Annotated in this window: 27 protein-coding genes; 7 read left to right on the top strand and 20 right to left on the bottom strand. The window is 41.3% G+C overall.

Annotated elements, in window-relative coordinates; genetic code table 11:
* The first annotated feature begins 241 nt into the window (after positions 1–241).
* Positions 242–349, top strand: a complete 108-nt coding sequence (locus ACOT8F_RS06595) for a YjcZ family sporulation protein (protein ID WP_421650769.1) — start codon at positions 242–244, stop codon at positions 347–349.
* A 561-nt stretch (positions 350–910) separates the two neighbouring features.
* Here ACOT8F_RS06595 and manA read toward each other — a convergent pair.
* From manA to ACOT8F_RS06555, 8 genes are all read right to left on the bottom strand, one after another.
* A complete protein-coding gene (manA, locus tag ACOT8F_RS06590) occupies positions 911–1,867 on the bottom strand; it encodes a mannose-6-phosphate isomerase, class I (protein ID WP_421650768.1) in 957 nt (318 codons plus the stop codon).
* Positions 1,868–1,887: 20 nt separating this feature from the next.
* Positions 1,888–3,108, bottom strand: a complete 1,221-nt coding sequence (locus ACOT8F_RS06585; RefSeq protein ID WP_421650767.1) for an MFS transporter — start codon at positions 3,106–3,108, stop codon at positions 1,888–1,890.
* Positions 3,109–3,380: 272 nt separating this feature from the next.
* The gene (locus ACOT8F_RS06580; protein WP_421650766.1) at positions 3,381–5,894 is read right to left on the bottom strand and encodes a beta-mannosidase; all 2,514 of its coding nucleotides are present in this window, start codon (positions 5,892–5,894) and stop codon (positions 3,381–3,383) included.
* Between the two features lie 470 nt (positions 5,895–6,364).
* Positions 6,365–7,426, bottom strand: coding sequence for a BtaManbiosPhlase (locus ACOT8F_RS06575; RefSeq protein WP_421650765.1), 1,062 nt, complete (start codon positions 7,424–7,426; stop codon positions 6,365–6,367).
* Between the two features lie 14 nt (positions 7,427–7,440).
* Entirely contained in the window at positions 7,441–8,379 is a 939-nt protein-coding gene (locus ACOT8F_RS06570) for an MTP-1 family protein (protein WP_421650926.1), read from the bottom strand.
* 408 nt (positions 8,380–8,787) lie between these two features.
* Positions 8,788–9,618 (bottom strand): carbohydrate ABC transporter permease, encoded by an 831-nt coding sequence (locus ACOT8F_RS06565; protein ID WP_421650764.1) that lies wholly within the window; start codon positions 9,616–9,618, stop codon positions 8,788–8,790.
* Positions 9,605–10,483: a carbohydrate ABC transporter permease gene (locus tag ACOT8F_RS06560; RefSeq protein ID WP_421650763.1), complete on the bottom strand. Its 879-nt coding sequence runs from the start codon at positions 10,481–10,483 to the stop codon at positions 9,605–9,607. Before ACOT8F_RS06560 ends, ACOT8F_RS06565 begins: the two co-directional genes overlap by 14 nt.
* The gene (locus ACOT8F_RS06555) at positions 10,483–11,802 is read right to left on the bottom strand and encodes an extracellular solute-binding protein (protein WP_421650925.1); all 1,320 of its coding nucleotides are present in this window, start codon (positions 11,800–11,802) and stop codon (positions 10,483–10,485) included. Before ACOT8F_RS06555 ends, ACOT8F_RS06560 begins: the two co-directional genes overlap by 1 nt.
* Positions 11,803–12,185: 383 nt before the next feature.
* Here ACOT8F_RS06555 and ACOT8F_RS06550 point away from each other — a divergent pair, with 383 nt between their 5' ends.
* The gene (locus ACOT8F_RS06550) at positions 12,186–13,220 is read left to right on the top strand and encodes a LacI family DNA-binding transcriptional regulator (protein ID WP_421650762.1); all 1,035 of its coding nucleotides are present in this window, start codon (positions 12,186–12,188) and stop codon (positions 13,218–13,220) included.
* 207 nt (positions 13,221–13,427) lie between these two features.
* On the opposite strand, the gene ACOT8F_RS06545 is transcribed toward ACOT8F_RS06550, so the two are convergent.
* Complete coding sequence (locus ACOT8F_RS06545; protein WP_421650761.1) at positions 13,428–13,814, bottom strand: hypothetical protein; 387 nt, start codon at positions 13,812–13,814, stop codon at positions 13,428–13,430.
* An 86-nt stretch (positions 13,815–13,900) separates the two neighbouring features.
* Here ACOT8F_RS06545 and ACOT8F_RS06540 point away from each other — a divergent pair, with 86 nt between their 5' ends.
* Complete coding sequence (locus ACOT8F_RS06540; RefSeq protein ID WP_421650760.1) at positions 13,901–14,146, top strand: hypothetical protein; 246 nt, start codon at positions 13,901–13,903, stop codon at positions 14,144–14,146.
* On the opposite strand, the gene ACOT8F_RS06535 is transcribed toward ACOT8F_RS06540, so the two are convergent.
* Positions 14,130–14,600: an Hsp20/alpha crystallin family protein gene (locus ACOT8F_RS06535; RefSeq protein ID WP_421650759.1), complete on the bottom strand. Its 471-nt coding sequence runs from the start codon at positions 14,598–14,600 to the stop codon at positions 14,130–14,132. The genes ACOT8F_RS06540 and ACOT8F_RS06535 overlap by 17 nt on opposite strands.
* 74 nt (positions 14,601–14,674) lie before the next feature.
* Between ACOT8F_RS06535 and ACOT8F_RS06530 the strand changes: the two genes are divergently transcribed.
* Both ACOT8F_RS06530 and ACOT8F_RS06525 read left to right on the top strand, forming a co-directional pair.
* Positions 14,675–14,941, top strand: coding sequence for a hypothetical protein (locus ACOT8F_RS06530; RefSeq protein ID WP_421650758.1), 267 nt, complete (start codon positions 14,675–14,677; stop codon positions 14,939–14,941).
* Positions 14,941–15,174: a hypothetical protein gene (locus ACOT8F_RS06525; RefSeq protein WP_421650757.1), complete on the top strand. Its 234-nt coding sequence runs from the start codon at positions 14,941–14,943 to the stop codon at positions 15,172–15,174. Before ACOT8F_RS06530 ends, ACOT8F_RS06525 begins: the two co-directional genes overlap by 1 nt.
* 58 nt (positions 15,175–15,232) lie before the next feature.
* Here ACOT8F_RS06525 and ACOT8F_RS06520 read toward each other — a convergent pair whose 3' ends face one another.
* The 4 genes from ACOT8F_RS06520 to ACOT8F_RS06505 form a co-directional block, all read right to left on the bottom strand.
* A complete protein-coding gene (locus tag ACOT8F_RS06520) occupies positions 15,233–15,781 on the bottom strand; it encodes a YhcN/YlaJ family sporulation lipoprotein (RefSeq protein WP_421650756.1) in 549 nt (182 codons plus the stop codon).
* Positions 15,782–15,907: 126 nt separating this feature from the next.
* Positions 15,908–16,354 (bottom strand): LapA family protein, encoded by a 447-nt coding sequence (locus ACOT8F_RS06515; protein ID WP_421650755.1) that lies wholly within the window; start codon positions 16,352–16,354, stop codon positions 15,908–15,910.
* Between the two features lie 149 nt (positions 16,355–16,503).
* Positions 16,504–18,750: a protein translocase subunit SecDF gene (secDF, locus tag ACOT8F_RS06510; protein WP_421650923.1), complete on the bottom strand. Its 2,247-nt coding sequence runs from the start codon at positions 18,748–18,750 to the stop codon at positions 16,504–16,506.
* A 36-nt stretch (positions 18,751–18,786) separates the two neighbouring features.
* The gene (locus ACOT8F_RS06505; RefSeq protein WP_421650754.1) at positions 18,787–19,080 is read right to left on the bottom strand and encodes a post-transcriptional regulator; all 294 of its coding nucleotides are present in this window, start codon (positions 19,078–19,080) and stop codon (positions 18,787–18,789) included.
* A gap of 143 nt (positions 19,081–19,223) precedes the next feature.
* On the opposite strand from ACOT8F_RS06505, the gene spoVB reads away from it, so the two are divergent.
* A complete protein-coding gene (gene spoVB / locus ACOT8F_RS06500; RefSeq protein ID WP_421650922.1) occupies positions 19,224–20,798 on the top strand; it encodes a stage V sporulation protein B in 1,575 nt (524 codons plus the stop codon).
* Positions 20,799–20,804: 6 nt separating this feature from the next.
* Here spoVB and ACOT8F_RS06495 read toward each other — a convergent pair whose 3' ends face one another.
* On the bottom strand, positions 20,805–21,461 hold the full coding sequence (locus ACOT8F_RS06495) for a DUF421 domain-containing protein (RefSeq protein ID WP_421650753.1): 657 nt from the start codon (positions 21,459–21,461) through the stop codon (positions 20,805–20,807).
* Between the two features lie 178 nt (positions 21,462–21,639).
* Between ACOT8F_RS06495 and ACOT8F_RS06490 the strand changes: the two genes are divergently transcribed.
* Positions 21,640–22,020, top strand: a complete 381-nt coding sequence (locus ACOT8F_RS06490; RefSeq protein ID WP_421650921.1) for a TIGR04086 family membrane protein — start codon at positions 21,640–21,642, stop codon at positions 22,018–22,020.
* 86 nt (positions 22,021–22,106) lie between these two features.
* Here ACOT8F_RS06490 and yajC read toward each other — a convergent pair whose 3' ends face one another.
* From yajC to ruvB, 5 genes are all read right to left on the bottom strand, one after another.
* Complete coding sequence (yajC, locus tag ACOT8F_RS06485) at positions 22,107–22,400, bottom strand: preprotein translocase subunit YajC (protein ID WP_421650752.1); 294 nt, start codon at positions 22,398–22,400, stop codon at positions 22,107–22,109.
* 116 nt (positions 22,401–22,516) lie between these two features.
* Complete coding sequence (gene tgt, locus ACOT8F_RS06480) at positions 22,517–23,665, bottom strand: tRNA guanosine(34) transglycosylase Tgt (protein ID WP_421650751.1); 1,149 nt, start codon at positions 23,663–23,665, stop codon at positions 22,517–22,519.
* Between the two features lie 508 nt (positions 23,666–24,173).
* Positions 24,174–25,199 carry a tRNA preQ1(34) S-adenosylmethionine ribosyltransferase-isomerase QueA gene (queA, locus tag ACOT8F_RS06475; RefSeq protein ID WP_421650750.1) on the bottom strand — a complete coding sequence of 342 codons (1,026 nt, stop codon included), beginning with the start codon at positions 25,197–25,199 and terminating at the stop codon, positions 24,174–24,176.
* A 77-nt stretch (positions 25,200–25,276) separates the two neighbouring features.
* Complete coding sequence (locus ACOT8F_RS06470) at positions 25,277–25,477, bottom strand: DUF2905 domain-containing protein (protein ID WP_421650749.1); 201 nt, start codon at positions 25,475–25,477, stop codon at positions 25,277–25,279.
* The gene (gene ruvB, locus ACOT8F_RS06465; protein WP_421650748.1) at positions 25,470–26,471 is read right to left on the bottom strand and encodes a Holliday junction branch migration DNA helicase RuvB; all 1,002 of its coding nucleotides are present in this window, start codon (positions 26,469–26,471) and stop codon (positions 25,470–25,472) included. The genes ACOT8F_RS06470 and ruvB overlap by 8 nt, the downstream gene beginning before the upstream one ends.
* Positions 26,472–26,476 lie beyond the last annotated feature (5 nt).

Genomic DNA, 26,476 nt, shown 5'->3' with positions numbered 1-26,476 from the left:
ATAAGAACATGTACGAAAAACAACAATCTCTGCGAAAACAGCCTTGCGAAAAACAGCCTTTTTTGAAAAAACCGGAATTTACCTTTTCTTCAAGGGATAACCTATTAATGAACGTTTAGAAATAGTTCTGTTAAAGAGTGTTGTTGGTATATAATAGCAAATTCCATCTTTGTCCATTTTGGATTTACATATTTTTATTTACATAATGTGTACTATCTCTTAATTAAGGTGGTGACACACTATGGGTAACGATGGCGGATATGGGTATGGCCGCAATTTTGCTTTAATCGTAGTGTTTTTTATTCTTTTAATTATTGTTGGTGCATCCTGGTACGGAGGGTACTATTAATTAATTTTAGAATGACGGAAAATAGATAACATAGCATCAATAATTATTTGAAGCGTTGTTCTGACGCTTTTTTTTTTCTATAAGTGAATAAGAAAATAAACAATGCTTTTACGGGTCCTTTTAAATACAAGAAAAGACACTAGGTTACTAAGCGAGTTTAATAATGGTATTAGTATATTAATTGGTGTGGATCTTGATGCTAAAGATCAGAATCAAACGGCAAATCTTTAAAAGTCCAAATACCAAAAATTTTTTATAATTCATAAACACTATTTAAAATCGATATCAGAACCAACATCTATATAAAGAGACTTTCATAAGTACTTTGATTGCTAGGATCCTCTTAAGTTTCCGGGTAAGAAAAGTCAAAAATCCGCCCTTTATCAACAAAAAAAGGAAGCTTATCATTCCTTAGTCTAAGGAATTTCTGTTCCCTTTTTTCATGAAACTTAAACCAATATTCTTCAGAAAAATAAAAATAACCTCTTGCGGATATAATCCAGAAGAGGTTATTTTTTATCAAACATTATTATAAACTATCAATCTTTTACTACTTCCGTATTACGTGTGGGAAACAATAATTTCGCATACCCCATCTATTTGAAACTCTCCATACCCTGCTGGAATAATAAGGTGGGTTCCTTTCGCCAATGAATAGGCCTCTCCATTATGAAGAAGTGTCCCTTCCCCCTTAATGACACTTAACAGCAGATATTGTTCATCAAAAAATGTTGCCTCTCCTTTCACATCCCATTTATACACAGAGAAAAATTCAGATTTTACATAGGTTGTGATCGCGACATTGTTCTTTTCTTCAACCATCGGCTTAGTCAAAATATTTTGATGCGGAACAGTAATCACATCAATTGCTTTTTCAAGGTGAAGGTCGCGGAAATTTCCGTTGTCATCTCTGCGATCATAATCGTAGACACGGTAGGTGGTATCAGAGCTTTGCTGCGTTTCAAGTACAAGGGTACCTTCGCATAAAGCATGGATGGTGCCGCTTGGAACAAAGAAGAAATCTCCTGGCTTAATCTTTACCCTGCGTAGCAATTCATTCCATAAACCTTCATCGATTTGCTCAATTAACTCTTCTTTTGTCCTGGCACTGTGGCCGAAGATCATGTCAGCATCCTCTTTACAGTCGATGATATACCAGCATTCGGTCTTTCCCAATTCTCCATTTTCATTTACCTTGGCATAGGAGTCATCCGGATGAACCTGAACGGATAAATCCATGTTTGCATCCAATATTTTTGTTAATAGAGGAAAGACTTCTTCCTGTGGATTTCCAAAGAGCTCAGGGTGCATGCTCCAAAGCTCATCAAATGCCATACCGGCATATGGTCCATTTCCCACAATGGAAGGTCCATTTGGATGAGCGGAAATGGCCCAGCATTCCCCAGTTTTATCCGTTGGAATATCGTAACCGAATTCCTTTTGCAATTCTGTTCCGCCCCAAATTCTTTCTTTAAATACGGGTTTTAAAAATAATGGCTGCACTTTTATTACCTCCATCAGTATGTTACTTTACCGGCCTATTTACCGGCCGCCACTGCATGGCCCGGTTTTTTCCAAACAATATACAAAGTCGGAATCATCAATACATATACAATCGGAAAAATGCTAAACGATATAGGCAAAAGATGATCTATATTAAGGTATTTCCTCATAGTCAGGAAAAAAATAACCCCAATTATCCTACCAACTCCGAGTGGAATCTCCCGAATGATAATATAATCCAGACGCCTGTTTTTGTAATCAGGGTCTCTTTCGATTGATGCGTAAATCATAGCATTCATTGAAGTGTTTATCATATTTCCGGCAACAGGCTGGATAATCGCAAAAATGATCAAGGAAATCAACACAGGAGACACTGACAACAAAACGGAACCGAGTAATATGCTTACTGATCCTATTGCAAATATCCCAATTCGATAGTCAGGATTGGAGAATTTAGCGAGCATCATAAAAGCAAGTATCGATACAACCTCTGCAGCTGTATTAAAAACGCCAAGGTTCAATTCTCCGCCGGCTACTTTGAAGGTAATCATTGTAATTAAAAAGGTTGAGTATACTCCCGATACGATTCCATCCGCAAACATTACGGAGTACATTTTTTTCCACTCACGCGATGGTTCTTTAATAACTTCCCAAAAGTAACTTTTGGATGAAATCGGGCTACCCTTCACCTTTAGAGAAATTAAAAATGAAATAAAGAAGAAAACACAGGTTGCGATGAACACAACATAATATCCAATCATTCCATTGAATTGCGAGATTAAAATTCCTGCTAAAAGCGGGGCAACGACCCCTCCAACTGTATTTAATACTCCCTGTATATACAAAAATGAATCCCGTTTTTCATTTGTAGTCAAGTCCAAAACGGCCATATGGACACCTATATAATAGAGGCTCATTGCCAGGCCCGTGGTTCCACCCAGCAGCATGATATGATCCTGCAAGTTGTTATGAAAAATAAGGATGATCAAGTACGTAAACAAATAAAAGAGAAATCCAAAACGCAATGTAATAATCGGGCTTGTTTTTCTGGCAATCCAAGAACACACAATAGAACTAATAATAATGGAGGCAGACCAATACAAGCTGTAATGGGCAAGCAAGGAATAGGTTTTGTCCAATTTCCAAAGAAAAACGCTTTGAAAAACGCCAGACAGAGCACCCCCAAAGCAGAAAAAAGCGTTCATAATTAAATAAAACTTCAATTCTGTGGAAAAGGACCTAAATACTTGAAACATTTATTTATTCTCCTTTTGGGAAAACCAAGCCCTAAAGGGGAAACGTAGCCGTCCCCTTAAACCGGTTAGTTAATATCACCCTTTGAAACTTCAAGATTTGGGTAGCTAGACATTGCCTCCGGCTGCTCTTCGATGTTAATCGGCGGGAAATCAGCGGCTTTACACCTACCGCCTTTTTTGCAATCAGCCTAACGGCTTCTTCCAGGTTATATGGATTAATAAACGATCCCTGTGCAGGATAATTCCAATCCTGAACCTCAATTATGTTTAATTCATCCCTCTGCTAATATAGTATTCACACTATTGATTGCTTTTACTTTTAATGAACCCCAAGGAATGTCCTTTCCCTGAGCCTGTTCAACCTTCAGCTTTTTCTTTCCTCCAGGCAGCAGATCAAAGAAATTATCATCCAGCACGAGCTGCTCGATATCCATTTCGATCGTTACCATGCGTGCTGCCACATCTGTTGAAATGATAAGTTCCTGGTTCACCCGGTCAATTTCGACCTTTAATTCCGCTGGGCTAAAATTCAAATCCTTCTGGTCACGGAAATAATAGATATTTTCATAGTCTTTGGAGCGGATAACCATTACAGCTTCTTCAGGGGGCATTCCGGATAACACATCAACTTCAGGCAAAGTATCCAGCCGTTTCCCCACATTAGCTTCAATCTCAGCCTGCCACTCCCGGGAGAAGACTTTTTCCCCTCTTAAATTGTAGACAGCAAGATCAACTTTATCCTGATAAGGCTCCAAGAGGTCATTGAGAACCCACACATGAATGTCCTTGCCGGGCTCATGATCAAGCGTTAATAATACCGGACTGAAGAACTTCCTTGCATAATGGTAGGAGGCCTTTGGCAATAAATAATAATCGATCACCGACCAGCTTGTACCCGGCCAGCAGTCATTCAGCTGCCAAAATAACGCCCCGCTTGTATGCTGCTTGTTGCGGCGGTAATGCTCGATGCCATATTTTAATCCTTCCGCCTGCGTCAGCATGGAAAAGGATATGTACTCGTCGAGATCCTTTGGTATTCCGGTATATCCTTCCATTAACAAGATTCCCTTTGGATGGTGGATATCTTTGTTGCGGTAAGCCATCTCTTCGCTTCCCCAAAAAAACTGATCCTTGGGAATGTTTCGTTCCAGTGTATAACGGTTGGAGGAAGCATGCATTCCAAACTCACTGGCAAAAAGGGTCGTATCATTTTTAAAATTTTTAAAGGACAAACCTTCAATGCTGTAGTTAACTTCTTGAGGGTCTCCAAACACCCGCGGCTCAATATTTCCGTGCCACACCTGCCAGTTATGCGTGTCGCCCTCTTTCCGTGAATTATGGTCATTGCCGCCAAATGGCGAGCTTGGCCAGAACAGTCGGGTCGGATCCAATTCCTCCAGTAATTCCGGCATCAATTCATGGTAAATTTTTTCACCGTAAAAGGGATGAGGAATTTCACCAGAAGATGCCAGAGCTTCATACAGCCAGTCATTTTCGTTGTTTCCGCACCAAATAGCCAGGCATGGAAAATTTCGAAGCCGTTTTACAACAGCAATAATTTCCTCGCGCACATTGGCCATAAAGTTTTTATTGTAGTCCGGATAAAGAGCGCATGAAAACATAAAATCCTGCCAGACCAGTATTCCAAGCCGGTTGCATTCTTCGTAAAAAACATCCTTTTCATAAATCCCGCCGCCCCAGACACGGAGCATATTCATGTTGGCGTCTTTCGACATCCTGATCAGATGCCTGTAGCGGGAATCCGGTACAGAACCTATGAAACTATCAATCGGAATCCAGTTGGCTCCTTTGGCAAACACCTTTTGTCCGTTTAAAACGAAGGTAAAGCTGTTGTTACCAGCCTCATCCTGGCGCATTACTTCAATGGTTCTTATTCCAAATTCCTCGGTGCTTTCATCAATCTTCTTGCCATCTGCAAATATTTCCACAAATAACTGATAAAGATTCGGCAAGCCAATATCATGCGTCCACCATAGCTTTGGATTTTCTACTTCCAGTACAGCTGCAGCCTTGTTAATGGAAATTTCCGCACATGCCGCAAAACGCTCATCCCCTTGAACCAAACTTATTACAGCTTCATAGCTCTTTTCCCTATCAAACTTCTCAATTGCAACTTCCACTTCAATAACTGCTTTGTCTGAAGCAATGGAAGCGGTTTTAGCAAAAACATGATCTATTTTGGCAAAGGTTCTTTTCTCCAGCCGGACATCCTTCCAGATTCCTGATGTAACGAGGCGTGGGCCCCAATCCCAGCCAAAATGGCTTTGAGCCTTCCGTGTCCAGATACGTTTTTTACTGAAGCCCGACCAGTAATATTGAACCTTTTCCTTCACATGTACATGAACTGGGTCAAATCGTACCGCGAGAACATTTTTCCCTTTTTTCAGCTCACGTGCCACTTCAAAGGTGTGACTGATAAACATATTCTCCGTTGAACCAAGCTCCACACCATTCAGGTAAACTGTCGCAAAGGTATCTAGTCCTTCAAAAATAAGTTCATACCTTTCTCCCTGTTGAATATCATCGTGGAATTCAAAGGTGCTTCGATACCACCAAACCTTTTCCTCTACCCACTGGCACTTCAAATCGTTATGTCCGTAAAAAGGATCATCAATCAAATTTCGGTCTATTATCGTTGAATGAACATCACCAGGTACGGTGGCAGTCATCCAAAAATAGTCAATATACTCAGGAGAAGCCACTTCAAGGTCCCGGGCTCCTCCGACGTCAAATTGCCGGATTTTCCAGTTGTCATTCAGTTTCATTGAAAGTCACCTGCCATTTAATAAACTTTATAAGAATCGAGTAGAATGGGTGATTAACCCCCAACTTCTCACACAACTGTAGATATTATTCGATTACGGAGGTTTGAAAGTTTTATGAAATAATTGAAGAGCATGATTTTAACCCTAAACGAGTTCAGCACCTGTTATATAAGGCTATATGAATTACTTCGGTTCAGGACTTCCTCCAATAACCATTCCTGAAGTTGGAATATTTCTTAGCTTCTTCCTCAGAGATAGCTAATTTAACAGGGTTTTTTATTTATTGGTTGAGTCTTTTTCCCCGACAAGCTCTAAAGTTCTCATCTAATGTGGGCATCCCTGTCACGCGCACATCTTTTCAAAAGGCAGTTCCCACCCCTGAATTAGTTAATTGCCCCTGGTTGATGAACCTGCCTGGCAAACTAAAAGGCCAAAATCTCCTGCGATTTTGGCACTCTATTCTGTCTTAATTATAGATAAGTCAATGAATCAAGAATTTCCTGTACACTTAATTCCGCACAAGCCATAGAGGTATCAGCAACACCGTAGTACATTTTCACAACATCGCCTTCAACTACCGCGCCGCATGAAAAGACAACATTCCCAAAGAAGCCTTCCACTTCATAAGGAGCTTCCGGTTCAAGAATTGGGTTATCTGAACGGGCAAGGACCTTAGTTGGATCTTCCAAATCCAGCAAGACAGCGCCCATGCAATATCGGTGATCCTTGGATGCACCATGATAAAGCTCAAGCCAGCCTTTTTCTGTTTTGAAAGGCACTGCTCCTCCGCCCATGCGGCCGCTGTCCCACATGCCATCGCGCAATCCTAGAAGGAATTTATGATTTCCCCAGTGTACTAGGTTCGTAGATTCGGCAATCCACATTTCAGGGTTCCCATTGCTTTTTGGAACCGGACGGTGAATGGCATAGTATTTGCCGTTTATTTTTTCAGGAAAAATTAAAACATCCTTATTTTCCGGCGCAAAAATCATTCCAAGATGCTCTTTAGCAGCAAAATCTTTCGTGGAAACCAAGGATTCGCCAACGCCAACAGGTGAAACAGCACTAAAATAGATATAATAGGTATCGTCTATTTTTGTAATCCGGGGGTCTTCGATTCCATAGGTTTCCAGTTCATTGGCTGGATAAATAAAAGGCTGGTCATCAACGGTGAAGCTGCGGCCGTCCTTGCTGCGCGCAATCCGCAAATAAGAAAGAGAGGTCAAATATTTAAAGCCTTGGGAGGAGCCGTTTTCCCTGATGACACGCGGATCAGAAAAATCATAGGCGGGGTCATCAAGCTTAAATTCAAAAATCTCAAGTTGATTTGTCTGCGGGTTATAAATAGGCGCTTTAACAATCGCTGAGTCCTCGCTTATAGGGCGCTCCGCCACACGAAGAAGCATAATCGTTTCATCATTAAAGGTCGTTACCCCTGCATTGAAGGCCCCGATAACTTCAAAACCATCATGGTAAGGTTTTACATCTGCCGGTGCCATCAATGGGTTTTGTTCATATCTGTAAACGTTCATTTTTCATTTCCCCTTTAGTGTTCGAATTTTAAAAATGGATCAGCAATCGTAATTTTCTGTGCTTCAGCGTCACTAATTCCTGCATACATATCAGCCGTACCATCGGATTTCCGCACTAAACCGCCGCTAAACACGACATCAGCCAGATCAGGGCGTTTAAACGGCCCAGGAAGGAAATGGCTTCTTGTTGCAATTAATTCAATATCCGAAAGTTCCCCTTTTTCAGGATTAAGCGCAAAAACCATTGGATAATAATGACGATTGCCTTCTTTATCAAAATTGGCGATATGCCCCAACACTCCAACAAGACCATTTGCCAGCAAATGAGGCTCGTTCGCTCCGCCCCATTCTTCGTCAATGAACTGGCCTTCCAGTAATGCCGCTCCGTCGATCACATTGATGTTCAACTCTCCCAACGAAGAAATACGCGTCCAGCCGATTTTTCCTCTGCCGCCTTTTTCTCCCTGAGGTCTTGTCAGTACACCTATAGTTCCGTCATTCAGTTCCACAAGGCGAAGGTCCTTCATTCCATCCGGCCCCTTGGCAAACTCCTTCAAACCGGAAATGCATTTCCCTTTATAAAACACAGTGCGCCAGCCAAGTGCTCCTTCAATGGTTGGGTGAGTAAATATTTGCACTCCGCCCAGAACAAGCTCTTCTCCTATTCTTGTAAAAAAAGGATCCTGGAGCTCGAGAACAGGTGCATTTTCTCTTGGAACCCACTCCCCGTTTCGTTTGACAAAAAAGTATACATTAGAATGCTCACTGTCACGTGACTCCACGCGGCCGGCGATTACTCTTTCACCTTCATCTTCAAACGGTGCGGAGATATTATAGACATCTCTTTCACCAATCCCGTAGAAAACAATTTTCTCTGGGTTAACTGGTTTCCCGGTGAACGCCTGCAAGAGCTGTTCGCAGGTTTTTACCTTTCCCTTTGTTAAAACTGCCATCTCATATATACACTCCTTTATTAGCATGGCTTCATTTGCCAGTATTTTTCCGCTGTCAAGGACAACCTGCCTTTTTACGAGCAAGAACTTAGCATCATTCCCCACATTTAGTACCTGTTCCTGGTTGCTGAAATTGAGCATAACTCGTATTCTCTTTAGAATGATCCTTTCTCACGTAACTGATCATTTCCCCGTCAAAACCCAATTCCTCGTATTCTCCCAGACTCAAAGGAGATTGTTCCTTGCGAAGCTTTGATTCTTTAGGCTCTTTTCTTATACTTTATTGCTAACTTATTTTAAGTAAATAAACCATTATTTTAGTAAGAATTTTAAGAAAAGCTGCTCCGAATGCAGTCTATAAGCGTGATTGAAGCTTATACGAATAAACGATCTTTGCGAAAACAGCCTTTATTTAAGCGTAAACTGCATACCTTCCTGGAATTTCTTCGAGAAAATCAGGAAGATAATGATGATTGGAAGTGTTAGTAGCACAGATGCCGCATACATTGGGCCTGGATAACCTCCGTACGGTCCGAACATTTGGCTTAAAAGAACGTTCAGCGTCAGCATGCCATCGCTCTTTGTAACGATCATATCCCATAATAGCTCTGTCCATCTTTCCATAAACAGGAACAGGAAGATAACGGTTGTAATGGATTTGGACATCGGCAGAACGATTTTGAAAATAATTTGCAGATCTGATGCACCATCAAGCTTGGCCGCTTCAATGAAGGTATCCGGAATTCCCTTAAAGAAGTTGGTATACATGAAGACCGCCCACAAGCTGAGTGCTTTCGGCAAGATCATTCCCCAGTAAGAGTCATACATACCAATCCTTTGAATCACAAGGAATGTTGGGATTAATAGAATGATAGCCGGGAAAAACATCTGGAATAAAATCACGTTGTTAACCGTGTCTCTTCCTTTAAAATTGATTTTTGCCAGTGCATAAGCAACCATTACGCCAGTCACCATCATTAGCAATGTTGAAGCCGCAGAAACGATAAAGCTGTTAAAAAAGGCATGAAGCCAAGGCCTTGGGATAAACGCTTCTCCTCCGCCCAGCAGCCACTGATAGGATTTCAGGCTAAAATGGGTAGGAATGAGCTTTTTATCCACCTGGTCCCAATCCGCAAAGGAACTTAACACCATATAGATATAGGGAAATACCATAATGAGCAAGAGAACAGTCGCAAGCAGATATCGAAACCATAATCCTTTTTTCTTATGTCCACCCATTTCGTTTCCCCCACAATTCAAGCAGTTTTCGAATGATAAAGATTGATATAAACGTTACAATTGAAGCAATAATCGCAATGGCTGAAGCATATCCAGCCTGCAGATTGGTAAAGGCGCGTGTAAAAATTTCCATCTGCCATGTATTGGTCGCATAATTTGGTCCCCCGCCTGTTAATTGGTATACCTCTGTAAAGATACCGAATGTAACACCGATTGATAATATCAAAACGGTAAACAATGCCGGATACAGGAGAGGAAGAGTGATTTTCCAAAAGCGCTGCCATGGCGTTACACCATCGATCATGGCTGCTTCATATACTTCAGTACTTATGCTTTCAAAACCTGATGTTAAAATAAGCGCATAATAGCCGGTGAATTTCCAAGCGATTATCAGCGCAACCACAAACAGTGCTGCAAACGGTGATCCAAGCCAGTCAATATCCAGGCCAAAGGATTTCCGTAAAAATTCATTCACCGGACTGTTGTAAGACAGAAGCCCTTTCACAATCAGCGAAGCTACAACGCCTGATGCCAAGTATGGAAGGAAGAAGCCGATTAAAAATAAACCCTTAAATCTGGGCAGCCCATGAATAATGAGGGCTACAATAATAGAAGAAGCAATAACCAGGGGAACAAATACAATCATAAATTTAAAAGTAACAAAAAACGCTGCCTGTACCCCCGGACTGTTAAGAGCATCCATATAATTTTTAATGCCAACGAAATTAAACGTTGGTGCAATCAGATTCCAGTCTGTAACTGACAGAAACAGTGACCAAACGAGCGGAATCAAGAAAAAAGCAAGTGCATATATAAGATAAGGACTGGCAAAAAGCCAGCCCAATCTTCCGTTCCTGGTTCTCATTACTTGAGAGCCCCCTCAATTGCCTGTTGCATGTCCTTCCAAGCAGCTTTCGGAACCTTTTCTCCCTTAACCACTGGATTGAATGCCTGTTGGCCGATTAGAGTTTGAATATCATTATATTTCGCATTGTCCATTGGCGGAATTGCAGTTGGTACGGCTTCTGCATAAGGCTGTAAGGCCGGATTTTTGTCAAAGAACGACTTAAAGGAATCATTGGTTGTCAGGTCATCACGTGCAGGCGGCAGGTTAGTTTTTTCAAGCCATTTCAAATCATTCTCAGGTTTTGAATATACCCAGTTGATGAACTCCATAGCCGCTTTCTGCTGTTCTTTTGTAGCTGAAGCGTAGACGACCAAACCTTTTGTATCAGCAAATGTATGGACATCCTGTGACTCCATGCCATCTGGAACAGGCGGCAAGGCCAATGTGTACGTTTCGTTCAATTTCATATTCGGAAATTTATCTTTCCAGTATCCAATTGTCCAAGGGCCGATATCAGAAAAGATTCCAAGACCGCTTTCAAATGGATCCTTTGACTGCCTTGTTAAGAGAGCCTTTTCCTTGCGAAGGTCATCAACAAAAGCAAGTGTCTGTTCCCCTGCTTTAGCGTCACCAGTGAACTTGCTGCCTTCTACAAATTTGTTGCCGTTAGATGCTGCATCATATAGCATGAAGAAGTCGAACCATCTTTTCCAGGAGGTTGGGTCAGCAAGGTCTGCTTTTGCCCATACATATTTGTCAGGATATTTTGCTTTTAGTTTCTTGGCAACATCCAGCATTTCGCTATAGGTTTTAGGCGGCTCGTTATAACCAAGCTCTTTCAAGATATCGAGTCTCCAGCCAAACAGCATCGCATTGGAGTAGATTGGCAATACATATTGGTGTCCGTCAGCAAACTTCCAGCCCTTCATAGTATTTTCCATATTGCGTTCTTTTTTAACTTTATCCCAGCCTTCTAATGTATCCAGTGGGACAAGCGCTTTACTATCTGCTAATTGTGCAGCAAAGCCGCGGTTGATATTTTCAGACATGGTTGGAGCACTTTGTCCTGCTATAGCAGATTGAATGCTTGCCTCTGACGTTGGGCTTTCCTTCATCGGACTGACATTTACTTTGATTTTCGGATTTTCTTTTGTAAACTCATCCGCTATTTCTTTCCAATAAACCTGTTGAGTCGGGTTTGGAGCAGCCCAGAACTCAATCGTTGTTACACCGTTTTTGGTACTGGCTGTTTCTGTATCCGGATTTCCCGTCGAGCAGGCTGCAAGGCCGGAAACAGTTAAAGTAGCTGCAAATAAAGCAGATGCCACTCTTTTCATATTCATCCTAAATCCCTCCGATATAAATATCTTGAAAAAGCAATATGACAAAAATTATGAATCTACGAAACAGAAATAAAATTGATAACGCTATCATTTTCTGTCAAAAAAATATTTCAGTAGCAATGTGATAAAAATCTCTATCTCTCATTCCGCAAGATTTACATTACAATATTTATTTTGTAATGTTTAAATATTAATTACAGATAAATTATTGCATCTTATTTTTGTACTGTCAAACTATTTTTACGAAAAATTAATCTAAATACCTAGAATTTTGTAAAAGTGATCTATTGTAAAATTTTTATTGTCACGTTACAATAAAATTACAAAAATCATTACTAAAGTACTCTGCAGAATGATTAATAAAGGGAGAAATATATATGGTAAAGAAAATATCAATGCAGGATATAGCCAATCAGTTAAACATCTCAAAGAACTCTGTTTCGCAGGCATTGTCGGGGAAACCGGGGGTTAGCGAAGAAACGAGAAGGCTGGTGAAGCAGGCCGCTGACGAATTAGGCTACCAATATTCAGCCGGCCGCATGCATCAACAAGGGTTTAAAAAAGCTCCAAAAAATATTGCCTTGATCGCATCTGACTATGCCTTTTCTTTAAAAAGTTTTTTCGGAGAAATTTATTTAAGTGTAGAAAAAGAGCTTCGTGAGCGGGGAATGAATTTATTTATTGAATCAATAAGCGGTGAGGCCAAAGAAAGTTTAACTTTGCCTGCCTTGCTATCGAATCATGAAATTGATGGTATTTTAATCCTATCGCATATCAGCACAGACTATACAGAGAAGATCATCAGCACTGGGATTCCGACCGTACTGATTGACCACCATTCCCCTTATTTGCAAGCAGACTCGATATTAACAAATAATCGTTTTGGTGCTTTCACAGCTGTTGAACATTTAATTTCATTGGGACATAGCAGCATAGCCTTTGTTGGCGATGTGGAATTCTCGCCAAGCTACCAGGAACGCTATGAGGGGTATCTGCTTGCTTTAGACAAATATGGTATAGAACCAATTCCGGAATTTATTTTTAAAAATGCACATGAAAACCAGGATGAAATAGGGCAGAATATCGAAAATATTAAAACCAAGCCATCCGCCTGGTTTTGCGTGAATGACGGCCATGGCTTCAACGTTACAGCTGTTCTGCAGCAAAAAGGCTATAAAGTACCAGAAGATGCCTCTGTCTGCAGCTTTGATAATGGCCAGCTATCACAAATTGCAACTCCAAGGATCACCACCATGGAAATTGATTTAAATTATTTTGGAAAAAAAGCAGTCGAGCAGCTTTGCTGGAGAATCGGCAATATAAATGAACCTATTCATGAAATCCTTCTGCCTACGAAGTTAATCGTCCGAGAATCCACAGCACAGAGAAAATTGGATTTTCTTAAAAACTAAGCTCAGTGAACACAGAACAAAGAGTTCCAGTACATCAGACGGCACCTGGAACTTTTTTATTTTGAAACAGAATCCGGGGCGTGACAGGCGCAGCTCCGATAATTTGCCGGTGAAAACCCTTGGTAAATAAAGAAACTGACGTATACCAATTTACACGTCATTGCATATGTCAATATAAAGAAAGCACCCGAAAACGGAACCCTTTAATTAACGGGACCGAATGTTTACTTTTGGAGCTTTTTCTTTTTTAGGTGTCTTTTTTTCTCCTTCAGGAGCCTCCTCTTCATCTTCAAGCTGAAAAGGAAAAAGTTCTCCGTAAGTTGCCCCTATATTTAGTTTTCCTTTGAGTTCTTTTATTCCCAGCTGGCCCATGTGGATATTGTACTCTAGTTTTTCAAGAACGAATTTATCCACTTTAATATGAACTTCTTCTATTGTTGTTCCTTTCTCGACAGCCTGCTTGCCATTTTGCTTGAGCAGATCTTTCAGTTCGTCCAATTTAGTCAGCTGCTTTTCGAAGGATGATATTTTAACTTGCATTTGGGCGATTTGGTCATCTTTCGCAAAAAAGGAGAATAGGTTTTTTAATGACATGAGATCACCGCTTTATTCAGTCGTTTGTATGCTTGTCCTATTTTTATGTTAAACAAACTGGTTATATGCCGAAGGGAGTTTTCCTGATGCTTTTTGGAGGAAGCAAAGTAAATCTTGCGGGGATGAAAATCAATTCGGTTGGGAAAGGGTGCAGCATGAACATCGGAAAGGCTCTTATTCGAAACCATGCTTCTTCTGTTAAGAGAAATCAAGGCTTTGGGGAGCAAAACGCTGATCTTGTTTTTGTCTATAATCCCATACAAATTGTGATTGATGAAGATATTTTAGATGCAACCGCCAGGAAAAATGATTTTTTTAATCGATCGGAATAATGTCTCCTCTTATGATCGCTTTTGAATAGCTCACATAGAGGATTCCGTTTAAAAATTTTGCTGATGCTTCTGCAGGCACAATATAGTCAGGAAGCTTCAGTTTCCTTTCAAAATCCCCGTAATGGCTTTCTATATTCCGGTATGCCTGTTCCGGAAAAGGGAAAGGCTTTGTTCCTTTAATGACAATGTATTCTCCATAGGAAGCGAGCTGAACATTGTTTTTTTCCACTCCTGGAAGATAGATAATCAGCACGAGTTCCTTTTGCGATTCCACAATATCAATTTCAGGAAAGCCCTTTTTTGTGTCAGGCTTACTGGCATTGGCGGATTCCATAAACGGGAGGTCCTGCATAAACTGTTTCATCGTATCATCGTCAAATATTCCTTTCCAAAAGTCCCCTCCATACATGTTTTTGGAAAGGTTCATCCATTGCTTTAGTTTTTCTGCGTCCATATTGGATTCCCCCAGGAGTCATCATATTCATCTTCTAAAAAACATAAAATGGAAAAGGAAAAGGAGGGAAGATATTGAAAGCACCTTCGCCTTATATAAATATTAATATTTTTATGTTGAAAATTAATTCCTTTGAAAATGCTTCAGCCGTTAATGTGGGGCAAAACCTCTTGGCAGAATGGTACAATTCTGATAAAAAAAATCAGGGATACGGCCAGAACTTCGGAGATCAAAGCGAATTTCTTCAAACAAGAAGCCTTGTTGATGACCGCGATCAGTTTGATTCCCTTTCTTCATTTGATTCAAAACCTTTTCCTTTAAAAAAGGAGGAGCATAAATAATGATTTTTTCCCCGATGGTCCTTAACGTAATGGGCTTCAAAGTAAATGTTATCGACCGCAGCGGCACCTTGAACATCGGTACCCTGCAGCAGATTGATTATTTCTTGTCCGTTAAACAAAACCAGGGTTTTGGCGAGGAAAACGGAGATATTGCACCGATCTACCTTCCAATCAGTTCTGTCTTTGATCCTGATGTTTCCGATTCCAATTCATGGAAAAACAGCGTTGTTTAACAGGTGCTTTCCCATAAAACCAAAAAAGAACCGCTTGAAAAAAGCGGTTCTTTCCTTGTTATTTTGGATTCGGGAATATTCTTCTGACCATTTCTGTAAGCTCATCAACCAGTCCGCTGACAGGTTTGCCTTCCTGAAGCTTTTTGGTATAATCCGCCATACGGTCCACAAAATCAGGATTGGCAGAGACATACACATTGCGGATATTAGGATTAACCGCCTTGACTTGCTTTGATATCCTGCTTTTCAGTTCATCAGTCAGCTTTCCTTTTTTATCATCCTTTAATACAACAGCCACATAGGCGTTATAGTTCGTCGCGATCACATAGGCATGCTTTATTTCTTTTAATGCGGAAACATTTTTTGCTTCTTTGTCAGCGAGCTTCATTTTATTCCCCGCATTGTTAGCCATATTATTTGGAGCCTTTTTTACATTGTTGGTGAGATTATTCACGTTGTTGTTCATATTATCTTTCATATTGTTTTGCTTGTCATAGGACGTGTTTTGAGCCTGATTTGGCTTATTATTGTTCGACTGGCTCATACCGCAGCCTGCACTCAAAATGCTTCCTAAAAGGATCACAAATATAATTTTACAGAGTTTCATTTCCTTTACCACCTTTCCGTTCTTATGGTTAATTTGTGCCAAATACCCATATTTATTCACGGAAAGCTGTTTTAAGTGTACATGACAAAAGGCTGTCCGGGTGGACAGCCTTTAATAAGGAGGGTATTATTTATGCCGCTCCATTCGGCTTTTTCGTGTCTTATATTCTGAAGGCTCTTCCGTTTCATAGGCTTCTCTTTCACCTATTGGCTCTTCATGAGCTGGTATTTCTCTTTCAACTGGATATTCTCTTTCTTCTTTTAGCAGAGGATCTCTTTCATCTGAGCTTGCAGCCCCCTCAGAAATACGATGTTTTTCAGCTTCTATTTTTAAAGCATCGTTTTCTTTTTCAAGCTCCTTTACACGGCGTTTAAGGGCATAAGTTCGAAACATTCCAGTCGAACCGAGCAAAAGACCGCCCATTAGGACAGAACCTAAAATAATTAAAATCAGCGGCCACTGAGTTTGGCCGAAAAGAAAGTTTACCTTCACACTATCAACATTGTTCACTGCAAATATGGCGACTATAAGAGCAAATACAATTGTTAAAATAATACTCCATTGCCTTTTCAAGCAAACTCCCCTCTCCTTCATCATACGATTGTTTTTATTAGAATGATGTAATTTTCATCACATTATGTATAACTACCCTGTATCAGCAAAAGTTGAAACTCGGTATGAAAAGAGCACACCGTATTTATATGGTGTGCCCTAATTGCTGTTTATACTTGGGGATTGCTGTTTTTCTCGATCGTCTTCGTTTCATGTGATTTTGTAAGCTGCTTGCCTTTCCAATACATCCAAAGCTGGGCCGCAATGTATAGGGAAGAGTACACGCCAGAAACCAAACCGACAAGAAGAGCAATAGAGAAGTTGCGAATCGATTCGCTTCCGAAAACCAATAGACAGATAACCGTTACAAGCACAGTTAACACAGTATTAACGGATCGTGTAAAGGTCTGCTGAAGACTTTTGTTTACAATGATTCTCAAGTCTTCTTTTGTCTTCATGCGTTTTTTCTTTTCAAGTTCTCTGATTCGGTCGAACGTAACGATTGTATCATTGATGGAATAACCAATGATCGTCAGAACGGCTGCAATGAAGGTAACATCAACCTCTAGTCTCGTCACACTGAAGAATGCGACGATAAAGAATGCATCATACAAAAGCGATGCAATTGCCGCGACAGCCATATAAAACTCAAACCGGATTGCGACATAAATAATAATCCCTATGGAAGCAATAATTATTCCAATCAGAGCATTTCTGGCCAGTTCAGCCCCAACTTCAGGAGAAACTGTACTTACACTGATTCCTGAACCGTATTTCGTTTTAAACTGGTCATTTATTTTGGCTATTTCCTTCTTATCCAGAACTCCGACAAACCGGGCTACACCTGTTGTATTGTTGTTTCCGGCCAATACCACCTCATCAGGCTTCAGTCCAATAGAGTTAAATTCTTTATTCACGAGTTCAGCAGTTAGTGGTTTACTGCCATTGATCTGAACACGCGTACCGCTCGCAAAGTCTATGCCCAAGTTCAGCTTAAAGATGAACAGGGCGATAATTCCAAGCACAACAGCTGTGGTGGAGAAGATTGCAAATGGTTTGTTGTATTTCAAGAAATTAACCTTATCATATCTCGTTGGCGGATCTGTTTGCTCATTGGCTTTGTTAATATCCAGGATCTGATTCTTTTTAACTCCAAACAGACCTGGTTTTTTATCAAGCCAGCGGCTTTCTACCAAAAGGAATAATAAAAGCCTAGTAAGGAATACAGCCGTTATAAAGCTTGCAATGATACTGACAATCAGCATGGTAGCGAATCCTTTAACAGCACTTGTTCCGAAGAAGAACAAAACGGCACCAGCTAGGATGGTTGTTATATTGGAATCAAAAATGGTCGCAAAGGAACGTCTATTACCCGCTCTGAATGCAGATCTGATTGACTTTCCTAGCCTGATTTCCTCTTTAATCCGCTCATAAGTAATAATATTGGCATCTACTGCCATACCAACTCCGAGAATCAATGCTGCAATTCCTGGCAGTGTCAGCACACCGTTCATCCAATCAAATACTTGCAGGATGACGTAAATATAGGTGCTTAGCGTGATAATCGCGATAATACCAGGCAGACGGTAGAAGAACAGCATAAATAGGTAAATGATGGCGATCCCGATTATGCCCGCAAAAACAGTGGACTGCATCGCTTCTTGTCCAAATTTAGCGCCGACAGAAGTAGAATACGCCTCGTCAAGTTTAACTGGCAATGCTCCTGCGTTTAAAAGATTAGCCAGATTTTGAGCTTCTTTTACAGTAAAGTTACCGGAAATTTGAACATCTGTGGTGTTTAATACTTCACTTACTGCAGGATCTGAAAGGAATTTAGGATTCGGTTTTCCTGCTTCTGTTTTATATTTATCACCTGGCTTATAGTCAAGCCAAATAACAAGCTTGTTATCAGGAGCCATCTTTAGGATTTCCTGGGTAATTTTCTTGAACTTCTCTTTGTCTTTCAGTTTTACAGATACAACTGGACTGTTGGTGTTCGGATCAAACTGCTGCTTGGCAGCTCCTTCGACAAGGTCGGAACCATTCATTCTTTCTTTGTCATTCACATCCCTGAAGGTCAGCTGAGCCTGAGTTGAAAGAATTTCGCGCGCTTTATTCTGGTCCTTAACACCTGCAAGCTGGACGCGAATACGGTCGTTGCCTTCTATTTGGATGTTCGGTTCGCTTACACCGAGAACATTTGCACGGCGCTGTAAGGCATCAACCGTACTAAGGAGCGTGCTTTTATCAATTTTGTCTCCGGGATTCGCCGGCTTTACCTTATAAAGAATTTCAAATCCGCCCTGCAAGTCCAATCCCAGGGGGATATTTTTTGTTGCATTGTTTGTAAAGAGGCCTACCATCAGGCCTAAAATTATCGTAATCAGAAAAAACGCTGCCACGCGTCCTTTTTTTATCATCTATGTATCCTCCTTAAGTCTCCATAGCAGCTGTTAAATAAGATCATTCAATAGTTGTTTGCCCTCTTCTGAGTCAAACCATGCAGCAGATTTATAAGTTTCCACTGTGGCATGATTCATGAACTCTCCAGCCTTAACAGACATGATGTCTCTTACCAGCTCATGCACAAGTGGTTCCTGCATGGCCTTCCACTTTTTCTTAGTTAAATAGACCCACAATTCTTTTTCCGTTACATGATTATACCCGAGTATCCTGAACTCTTCCAGCTTGCTTTTTATAAAAGGCATCACATGCTGCCGATATAAATCTGCCGGATGTTTCTCCATCGCTACACGCTCCTCAGCCATTTTCCCTTAAACCATCTCTTACATCATGGTGCGTCCTTTAGTAAACTTGTCATGCTTGGACATATGCACCGCATATAGTAATTGTATATGAAAAGAAGCTATTTGAGAAGGTAGGTTGAGTGATGTCCAAGCAAACTTTTTTAAAAGGAACCCTGATTTTGATTGCTGCCGGCATGATTACGAGAGTGCTTGGTTTTATAAATAACATTGTGCTCGCAAGATTTGTCGGACCTGAAGGCGTTGGCTTATATCGCATGGCGGTTCCCACCCTTGTTCTGGTCATTACAATAACCCAGTTTGGGCTTCCAGTTGCGATCTCTAAGCTCGTAGCTGAAGCGGAAGCGGAAAACAATCAGAAAAAGATAAAAAAAATCCTTGTCGTTTCGCTTAGCATTACAGGGGGCCTGAGTCTCATTTTTACCCCTCTCATGATTGTACTGGCTCCCTTTCTTTCGAATAGCCTTCTGACTGATTCAAGGACTTTTTTCCCGCTCCTCGCCATTGCTCCGGTTGTCCCAATTGTCGCTGTTTCTTCTGTCCTCAGAGGCTACTTTCAAGGAAAACAGAATATGAAGCCTGCTGCTTATTCACAGGTGCTGGAACAAGTCATCCGAATTTCGCTGATTGCCTTACTGACAAGTGCATTTTATCCTTACGGCATTGAATATGCTGCGGCAGGAGCGATGTTTTCTTCTGTTATTGGAGAAATGGTTTCACTCGTTTATTTATGGGTTTCTTTTAAACGAAAAAAGACGATAAAGATACGAAAAAATTTTTTTCATGCTGCTAAAGGGGGAAAAGAAACATTCAGCCAGCTGATGGAAGTGGCCCTTCCGACAACCGGAAGCCGTATGATCGGTTCTGTAGCCTGGTTTTTTGAACCCGTCGTAGTCGCGCAAAGCCTCGCTCTTACTGGCATTACAGCCATTGCCGCAACAAGGCAGTACGGAGAGCTTGCAGGGTACGCGCTTCCGCTTTTAATGCTGCCCTCTTTTATTACTTACTCGCTCTCCACTTCTTTAGTTCCTGCAATCAGTGAGGCGATCGCGAAAAAAAATAGCGTACTTGTTGAACATAGATTACGTCAGGCCCTGCGGCTCAGCATTGTAACAGGAGGACTTGCCGTCGTTATCTTATACCTTTATGCCAAACCCCTTATGAGCATTATGTATGGAAATGATGATGCGGCAGGATTTATCAGGCTGATGGCTCCATTTTTCATTTTTCAGTATATCCAGGGTCCTTTGCAGGCGGTTTTGCAGGCGCTTAATCTAGCAAGAGCTGCCATGATCAACAGTCTGATTGGTTCAGCAGTAAAAACCGGATTGATTTTTATTCTAGCCTCTAGACCTTCTCTTGGAATCACTGGGGCGGCACTTGCCATCGTTGCAGGTATTATGCTTGTTACTCTCTTGCATATGGCGACTGTTGTTAAAGTGGTTTCGCTCTCTATTTATGTAAAGGATTATGTAAAAAGCTTTCTGGTTATGGGTTTTACAGGGGTTTTGGGTTATTTTGCAGGAAAAGCCTTTTTTTCTGGCTTTCCGGCTGTCTCTAATCTCCTTTTATCCATCACGCTTAGTTCTTTTATCTATTTGTTTTTCCTTTTATTATTCAAGCTTGTTGCTAAAGAGGAGCTCTCGCGAGTCCCCCTGTTTGGCAAACTGATCAAGCTTTTTCCAGCTTCAAAAAGATAGTTGCGGCTACTGCTCTCCTTTTTCATTCTTCCTATCAACAAAAAAAACACCATTTCCATATGTGCATAACGAAATATTCTTAATGTTGCCATAGCCATGCTTTTTAAGCTGCTCTCTAAGCCAAAACTCTGTTTTATTCAATGTTTTCAGATTCTCAAACTGTATGACCCCATCAACAACAAATGGAAGCTGCAAGTCTTCCCGTTTCTCTATTTTCTTATTAATAACGGAAAGTTTTCCTGAAGGCTCAAGAATAGCAAACTCTACATCAGAGGGCTTGTTAATATCATGTTCCCTAAGCTGCATCATCAGATCATCAAAATTATACCGCTGGCTTTTCATTGCCCTTTCATCGATCTTCCCATGATTGATAATGATCGTAGGCTTACCATCAATCCACTGCCTTACCTTCTGTGATTTAAGTGACAAAGCAGCGAGACCCATCTGAATTCCCAGCAATAAAAGCATTGGAATGAGCGTATGCCAAACCGGATCGTCTGTGTTTTCAATAGCCATAACAGCCATTTCTGCAATCATAATAAAAACAACAAGATCCAATATGCTCAGTTCGCCAATCTCACGTTTTCCCATGATGCGAAAAATAATGATGATTAAAAAATAAAAAAGAATGGTCCGGACAATAATCGCAAAATAAGTTTCCACGAAATGGTCTCCTTTGCTGCTTTTTTTTAGTGTTTACAGCAGGTAAAGAAGCATTCAGCGAAATTCTTCCATTTCATTTCCTGGAAAGATTCTAATTTTTTTTGCACACGAATATGCTTGTATAAAACAAAGGGATACAAGCTCCAATTGTATTGGTTATCCATGAAAGGAGAGATGGATCATCGAAACTCGAAGATGGGGAAAAGCCATTATGCACGGGCTTATCACAATTTTTGCGATGGCCCTAATAATCAGCTTTATATTTTCAATGCTATTGAAATTTACCGGTTTAACCGAAGACTCTGTGAAGTGGGTGATTATGGGATTATCCTTCGTGACACTTTTTATAGGCGGATTTGTTTCCGGGGGAAAAGGAAAGGAAAAGGGCTGGCTGATCGGCGGCCTTACCTCTTTGCTCTATACCTTGATAATACTCGTTTTTCAATTTTTAGGCCTTGGCTCCTCTTTTTCATTAGAACAATTGGCCTTTCATGCAGGATTTCTTTTAATCGCCATGCTTGGCGGCATTATGGGAGTGAATCTTTCTTCCTCTCGCTAAAAAAGGCTATGACTGCAATAAAAAAGGAAGCAGCATTTTAGCCGCTTCCCTTTTTTCCATAAGAGGAAGAACCTTCTATGTATTTTTTACGCTTTATCAAGAGTTGGAGCTGCTGCTGCCTTTTTCTGAACTTCGCGGATCGCGCGGCGGTCAAAAGTCAGACGGGAACCATCTCCTGCTTTAAGAACAAATTGGTCTTCGTCAATTGCATCAACAGTGCCGTGCAATCCTCCGATTGTCACAACTTTATCTCCTTTTGCCAGAGCCTGCTGCATTTGTCGAACATTTTTCTGCTGTTTTTGTTGAGGACGGATAAGCAGAAAATAAAAGATTGCAAACATCAGGACAAGCGGTCCAATTGTAGTCAATAAAGAATTCATTTAGTTTCACCCCTTTCAAATCAATTTAAAATGCTGTATTATCATGCAAGCCTAAACTCAATGCTTTTATTTCTTCCTCATTTTTAAGAGGCTAAATCAGCTATTAAAAAGTTTAGTTAGAAGTTCCTCGCGTTTGGTTTATTAAAACCATAGCGTTCAAAATATTCATCGCGGAAATCACCAAGACGATCTTCACGGATTGCTTCTCTCACCTGCTCCATCAATTTTAACAGAAAATGCAAGTTATGATAAGAAGTTAGACGAATACCAAATGTCTCATCACAGCGAATTAAGTGTCTGATATAAGCTCTTGAATAATTCCGGCATGTATAGCAATCACAATTCTCATCAATTGGGCCAAAATCACGCGCATATTTTGCGTTTTTTACAACTAAACGGCCATTGCTCGTCATTAGTGTGCCGTTTCTGGCAATCCGGGTCGGCAAGACACAATCAAACATGTCTATTCCTCTAATCGCACCGTCAATCAGTGAATCAGGCGAGCCAACTCCCATCAGATAACGCGGTTTATTAGCTGGCAGAAGCGGGGTGGTAGATTCCAGCACACGGTTCATAACATCCTTTGGTTCTCCTACTGACAGTCCGCCGACTGCATATCCCGGAAAATCGAGTGAAGTTAAGTCTCTTGCACTTTGTTTTCTTAATTCCTCAAACTCTCCGCCTTGGACGATTCCGAAAAGTCCCTGATCTCCCGGACGTCCGTGCGCCTTCAAACAGCGCTCTGCCCATCGGCTTGTCCGTTCAACTGATTTTTTCATATAATCATATTCCGCCGGGTAAGGAGGACATTCATCAAATGCCATCATAATATCTGAGCCGAGAGCATTTTGAATTTCCATTGCCTTTTCAGGAGAAAGGAAAAGTTTATCCCCATTTAGATGATTTCTAAAATGAACGCCTTCTTCCTCGATTTTACGGAACTCGCTCAGGCTGAAAACCTGAAATCCGCCTGAATCCGTCAGAATAGCTCTGTCCCAGTTCATGAACGAATGGAGACCGCCTGCTTCCTTAACAATATCATGTCCTGGACGAAGCCATAAATGATAGGTATTGCTTAAGATAATGCCTGCTCCCATTTCTTTCAAATCTTCTGGTGCCATTGTCTTTACTGTTGCAAGCGTGCCGACAGGCATGAACACGGGTGTTTCAAATGAACCATGAGGTGTATGGACTTTTCCAAGCCTCGCCCCTGTCTGCTTGCATGTTTTGATTAATTCGTATCGAATTGGTGAAGAATTGGTCACCAATTTCCCCTCCTTTTGGATAGGCTGTAAGAAAAGCGCAAGCGCCTTGTTCAGCCCCGACAAGCATAAGACGGTCAGCCGGAGAAAGGCGATCTTTCCTTTCTCTGGATGGACGGCTTATGACCTCGAGGGGCTAGGCGCTGGAGCTGGACAATGAAAAGCGCAAGCGCCTTGTTCAGCCTAAGGCAAGCATAAGACGGTCAGCCGGAGAAAGGCGATCTTTCCTTTCTCTGGATGGACGGCTTATGACCTCAGATCGGGCTAGGCGCTGGAGCTGGACAATGAAAAGCGCAAGCGCCTTGTTCAGCTAAGGCAAGCATAAGACGGTCAGCCGGCGCCTTGTTCAGCCTCGACAGCTGCTTACGGAAAATCATCCCTCAAAGTCCGGTTTTGACTTTGTGGGATCTTCTAAAGAGATCCGAGAGACTAGCAAATCAACTTATCCAACCTTTGATTATTCAGTGAAAATTTATACTTATCCTCTGGAAAGCCTATAAAAACCTATATCCTATATAATCAGCATTGCATCACCAAAGCTGAAGAAGCGATATTCTTCCTGTACAGCCGTTTCATAAGCCTTCATGATATGATCTCTTCCAGCCAGCGCACTCACCAGCATAATTAATGATGACTTTGGCAAATGAAAATTGGTTAACATCCCGTCAATGGCACTAAACTGATACCCTGGGTAGATAAAAATATTCGTCCACCCGTTTTCCTCTTTAAATACCCCGTTGTATTTTGCAATAGACTCAAGCGTGCGGGTCGAGGTTGTGCCGACAGCTATTATCTTTCCGCCGTTTTCCCTCACTTGGTTCAGAAGCCTCGCTGTCCCTTCACTCATTTGATAAAATTCGGAATGCATCTCATGATCCTCAACCGTATCAGCGCTTACTGGACGGAATGTACCAAGACCTACATGCAAGGTAATATACGCAATGTGGACCCCTTTTTTTTCAATTGTCTCAAGGATCTCTTTTGTAAAATGAAGACCAGCTGTAGGCGCAGCAGCTGAGCCTACTTCACGTGAATAGACAGTCTGATACCGTTCCTGGTCATCAAGCTGCTCCTTTATGTATGGGGGAAGCGGCATTTCTCCAAGCTTGTCGAGCACTTCGTAAAAAATACCTTCATATTGGAAATTCAGCAGTCTTCCTCCATGCTCTGATGTACCAACGCAATTTGCTTCAAGCAGGCCATCGCCAAATGAAATCATAGATCCCTCTTTAATTCTCTTTGCCGGCTTAACAAGCGTTTCCCATGTATCTCCCTCATGCTGCTTGAGCAGAAGAATTTCTATTTTAGCACCCGTTCCGTCCTTCATTCCAAATAAACGTGCAGGCATGACACGTGTGTCATTCAGAACAATACAGTCGCCTGGGTTCAAATAATCACTGATTTGTTTAAACGTTTCGTGTTTCATTTCGCCATTTTCTTTATTCAGGACCATTAATCTGGATGCGTCCCTCTCTTTTAAAGGCGTCTGTGCAATGAGTTCATCTGGAAGATGAAAATCAAATAATTCCACTTTCATTTTTTCACCTGGTTTCTCTATTGTTTAGCTTTTGCTTCTTTTATTTCTGCGTATAGCTGCTAATAGGTTTCTTAAAATTATTTCATTCGCCCAAAAAAGGAAAACACAATGGATAATACTACACTAATAATGATGCAGGTCACAACCGGGAAAAAGAATGTTGTGTTCCCTTTTTTAACTAGTATGTCTCCAGGCAGCTTTCCTAAAAACTGCAGCAAAAAACCCGCCAGAAGAAGCACGGCTCCAAGCACCATTAGAATTTTGGGGAAATCATTCATGAGGCACCTCCAAATTGAAGTGATGATAGACTGAATTTGTTACCATTCTTCCCCTTGGAGTCCTTTGTAAAAACCCGATCTGCAAAAGATAAGGTTCATATACATCTTCTATCGTATGGGGCTCTTCCCCTATTGTAGCTGAAATGGTATCAATTCCAACTGGGCCGCCTCTGAACTTTTCAATAATGCCAAGCAGGAGCTTATGATCAATATGGTCCAGACCAAGACGGTCAACTTGCAGCCTTTCGAGTGCACTGACAGCATAATTTTCCGTAATCAGTGTTTCTCCTTTGACCTGGACAAAGTCACGGACCCGCCGTAAAAGGCGGTTGGAAATTCTCGGTGTGCCTCTGGAGCGCCTTGCTATTTCTTCCGCGGCTTTTTGTTCAATCCTGATTTGCAGAATATCGGAGGTTCTTTCCACTATCCTTGCCAGATCTTTTTCATGATAGTACTCAAGCCTGCTCAAAACACCGAACCTGTCCCGAAGCGGTGCGCTCAAAAGGCCTGCTCTCGTTGTAGCTCCAACAAGAGTAAATGGAGGAAGATCAAGCCTGACAGATCTTGCCGTTGATCCTTTCCCAATGACAATATCAAGACAAAAATCCTCCATAGCAGGATACAGCACTTCCTCTATAGAACGCTGAAGCCTGTGAATTTCATCAATAAACAGAACATCGCCCGGCTCAAGTGACGTTAAAATAGCAGCAAGGTCCCCCGGCCGCTCAATGGCAGGCCCTGAAGTTGTTCTGATATTGACTCCCATCTCATTGGCTATAATGGTAGCGAGTGTGGTTTTTCCTAGACCGGGGGGCCCGAACAAAAGGACATGATCAAGAGTTTCATTACGCATTTTTGCTGCATCAATGAATACCTTCAAATTCTCCTTCACTTTTTCCTGGCCAATATACTGATGAAGTTTTTGAGGTCTCAAGGATAGTTCAAGAGCTGCTTCATCCGTCTCTGCTTGACCTGAAACTAGACGGTCATTCATATTTA

Source organism: Chryseobacillus diguaensis (assembly GCF_049220665.1).
Classification (GTDB): domain Bacteria; phylum Bacillota; class Bacilli; order Bacillales; family Bacillaceae; genus Metabacillus_B.
The sequence above is the reverse complement of the archived record's forward strand: the minus strand, read 5'-3'. Positions and strand labels throughout refer to the sequence as shown.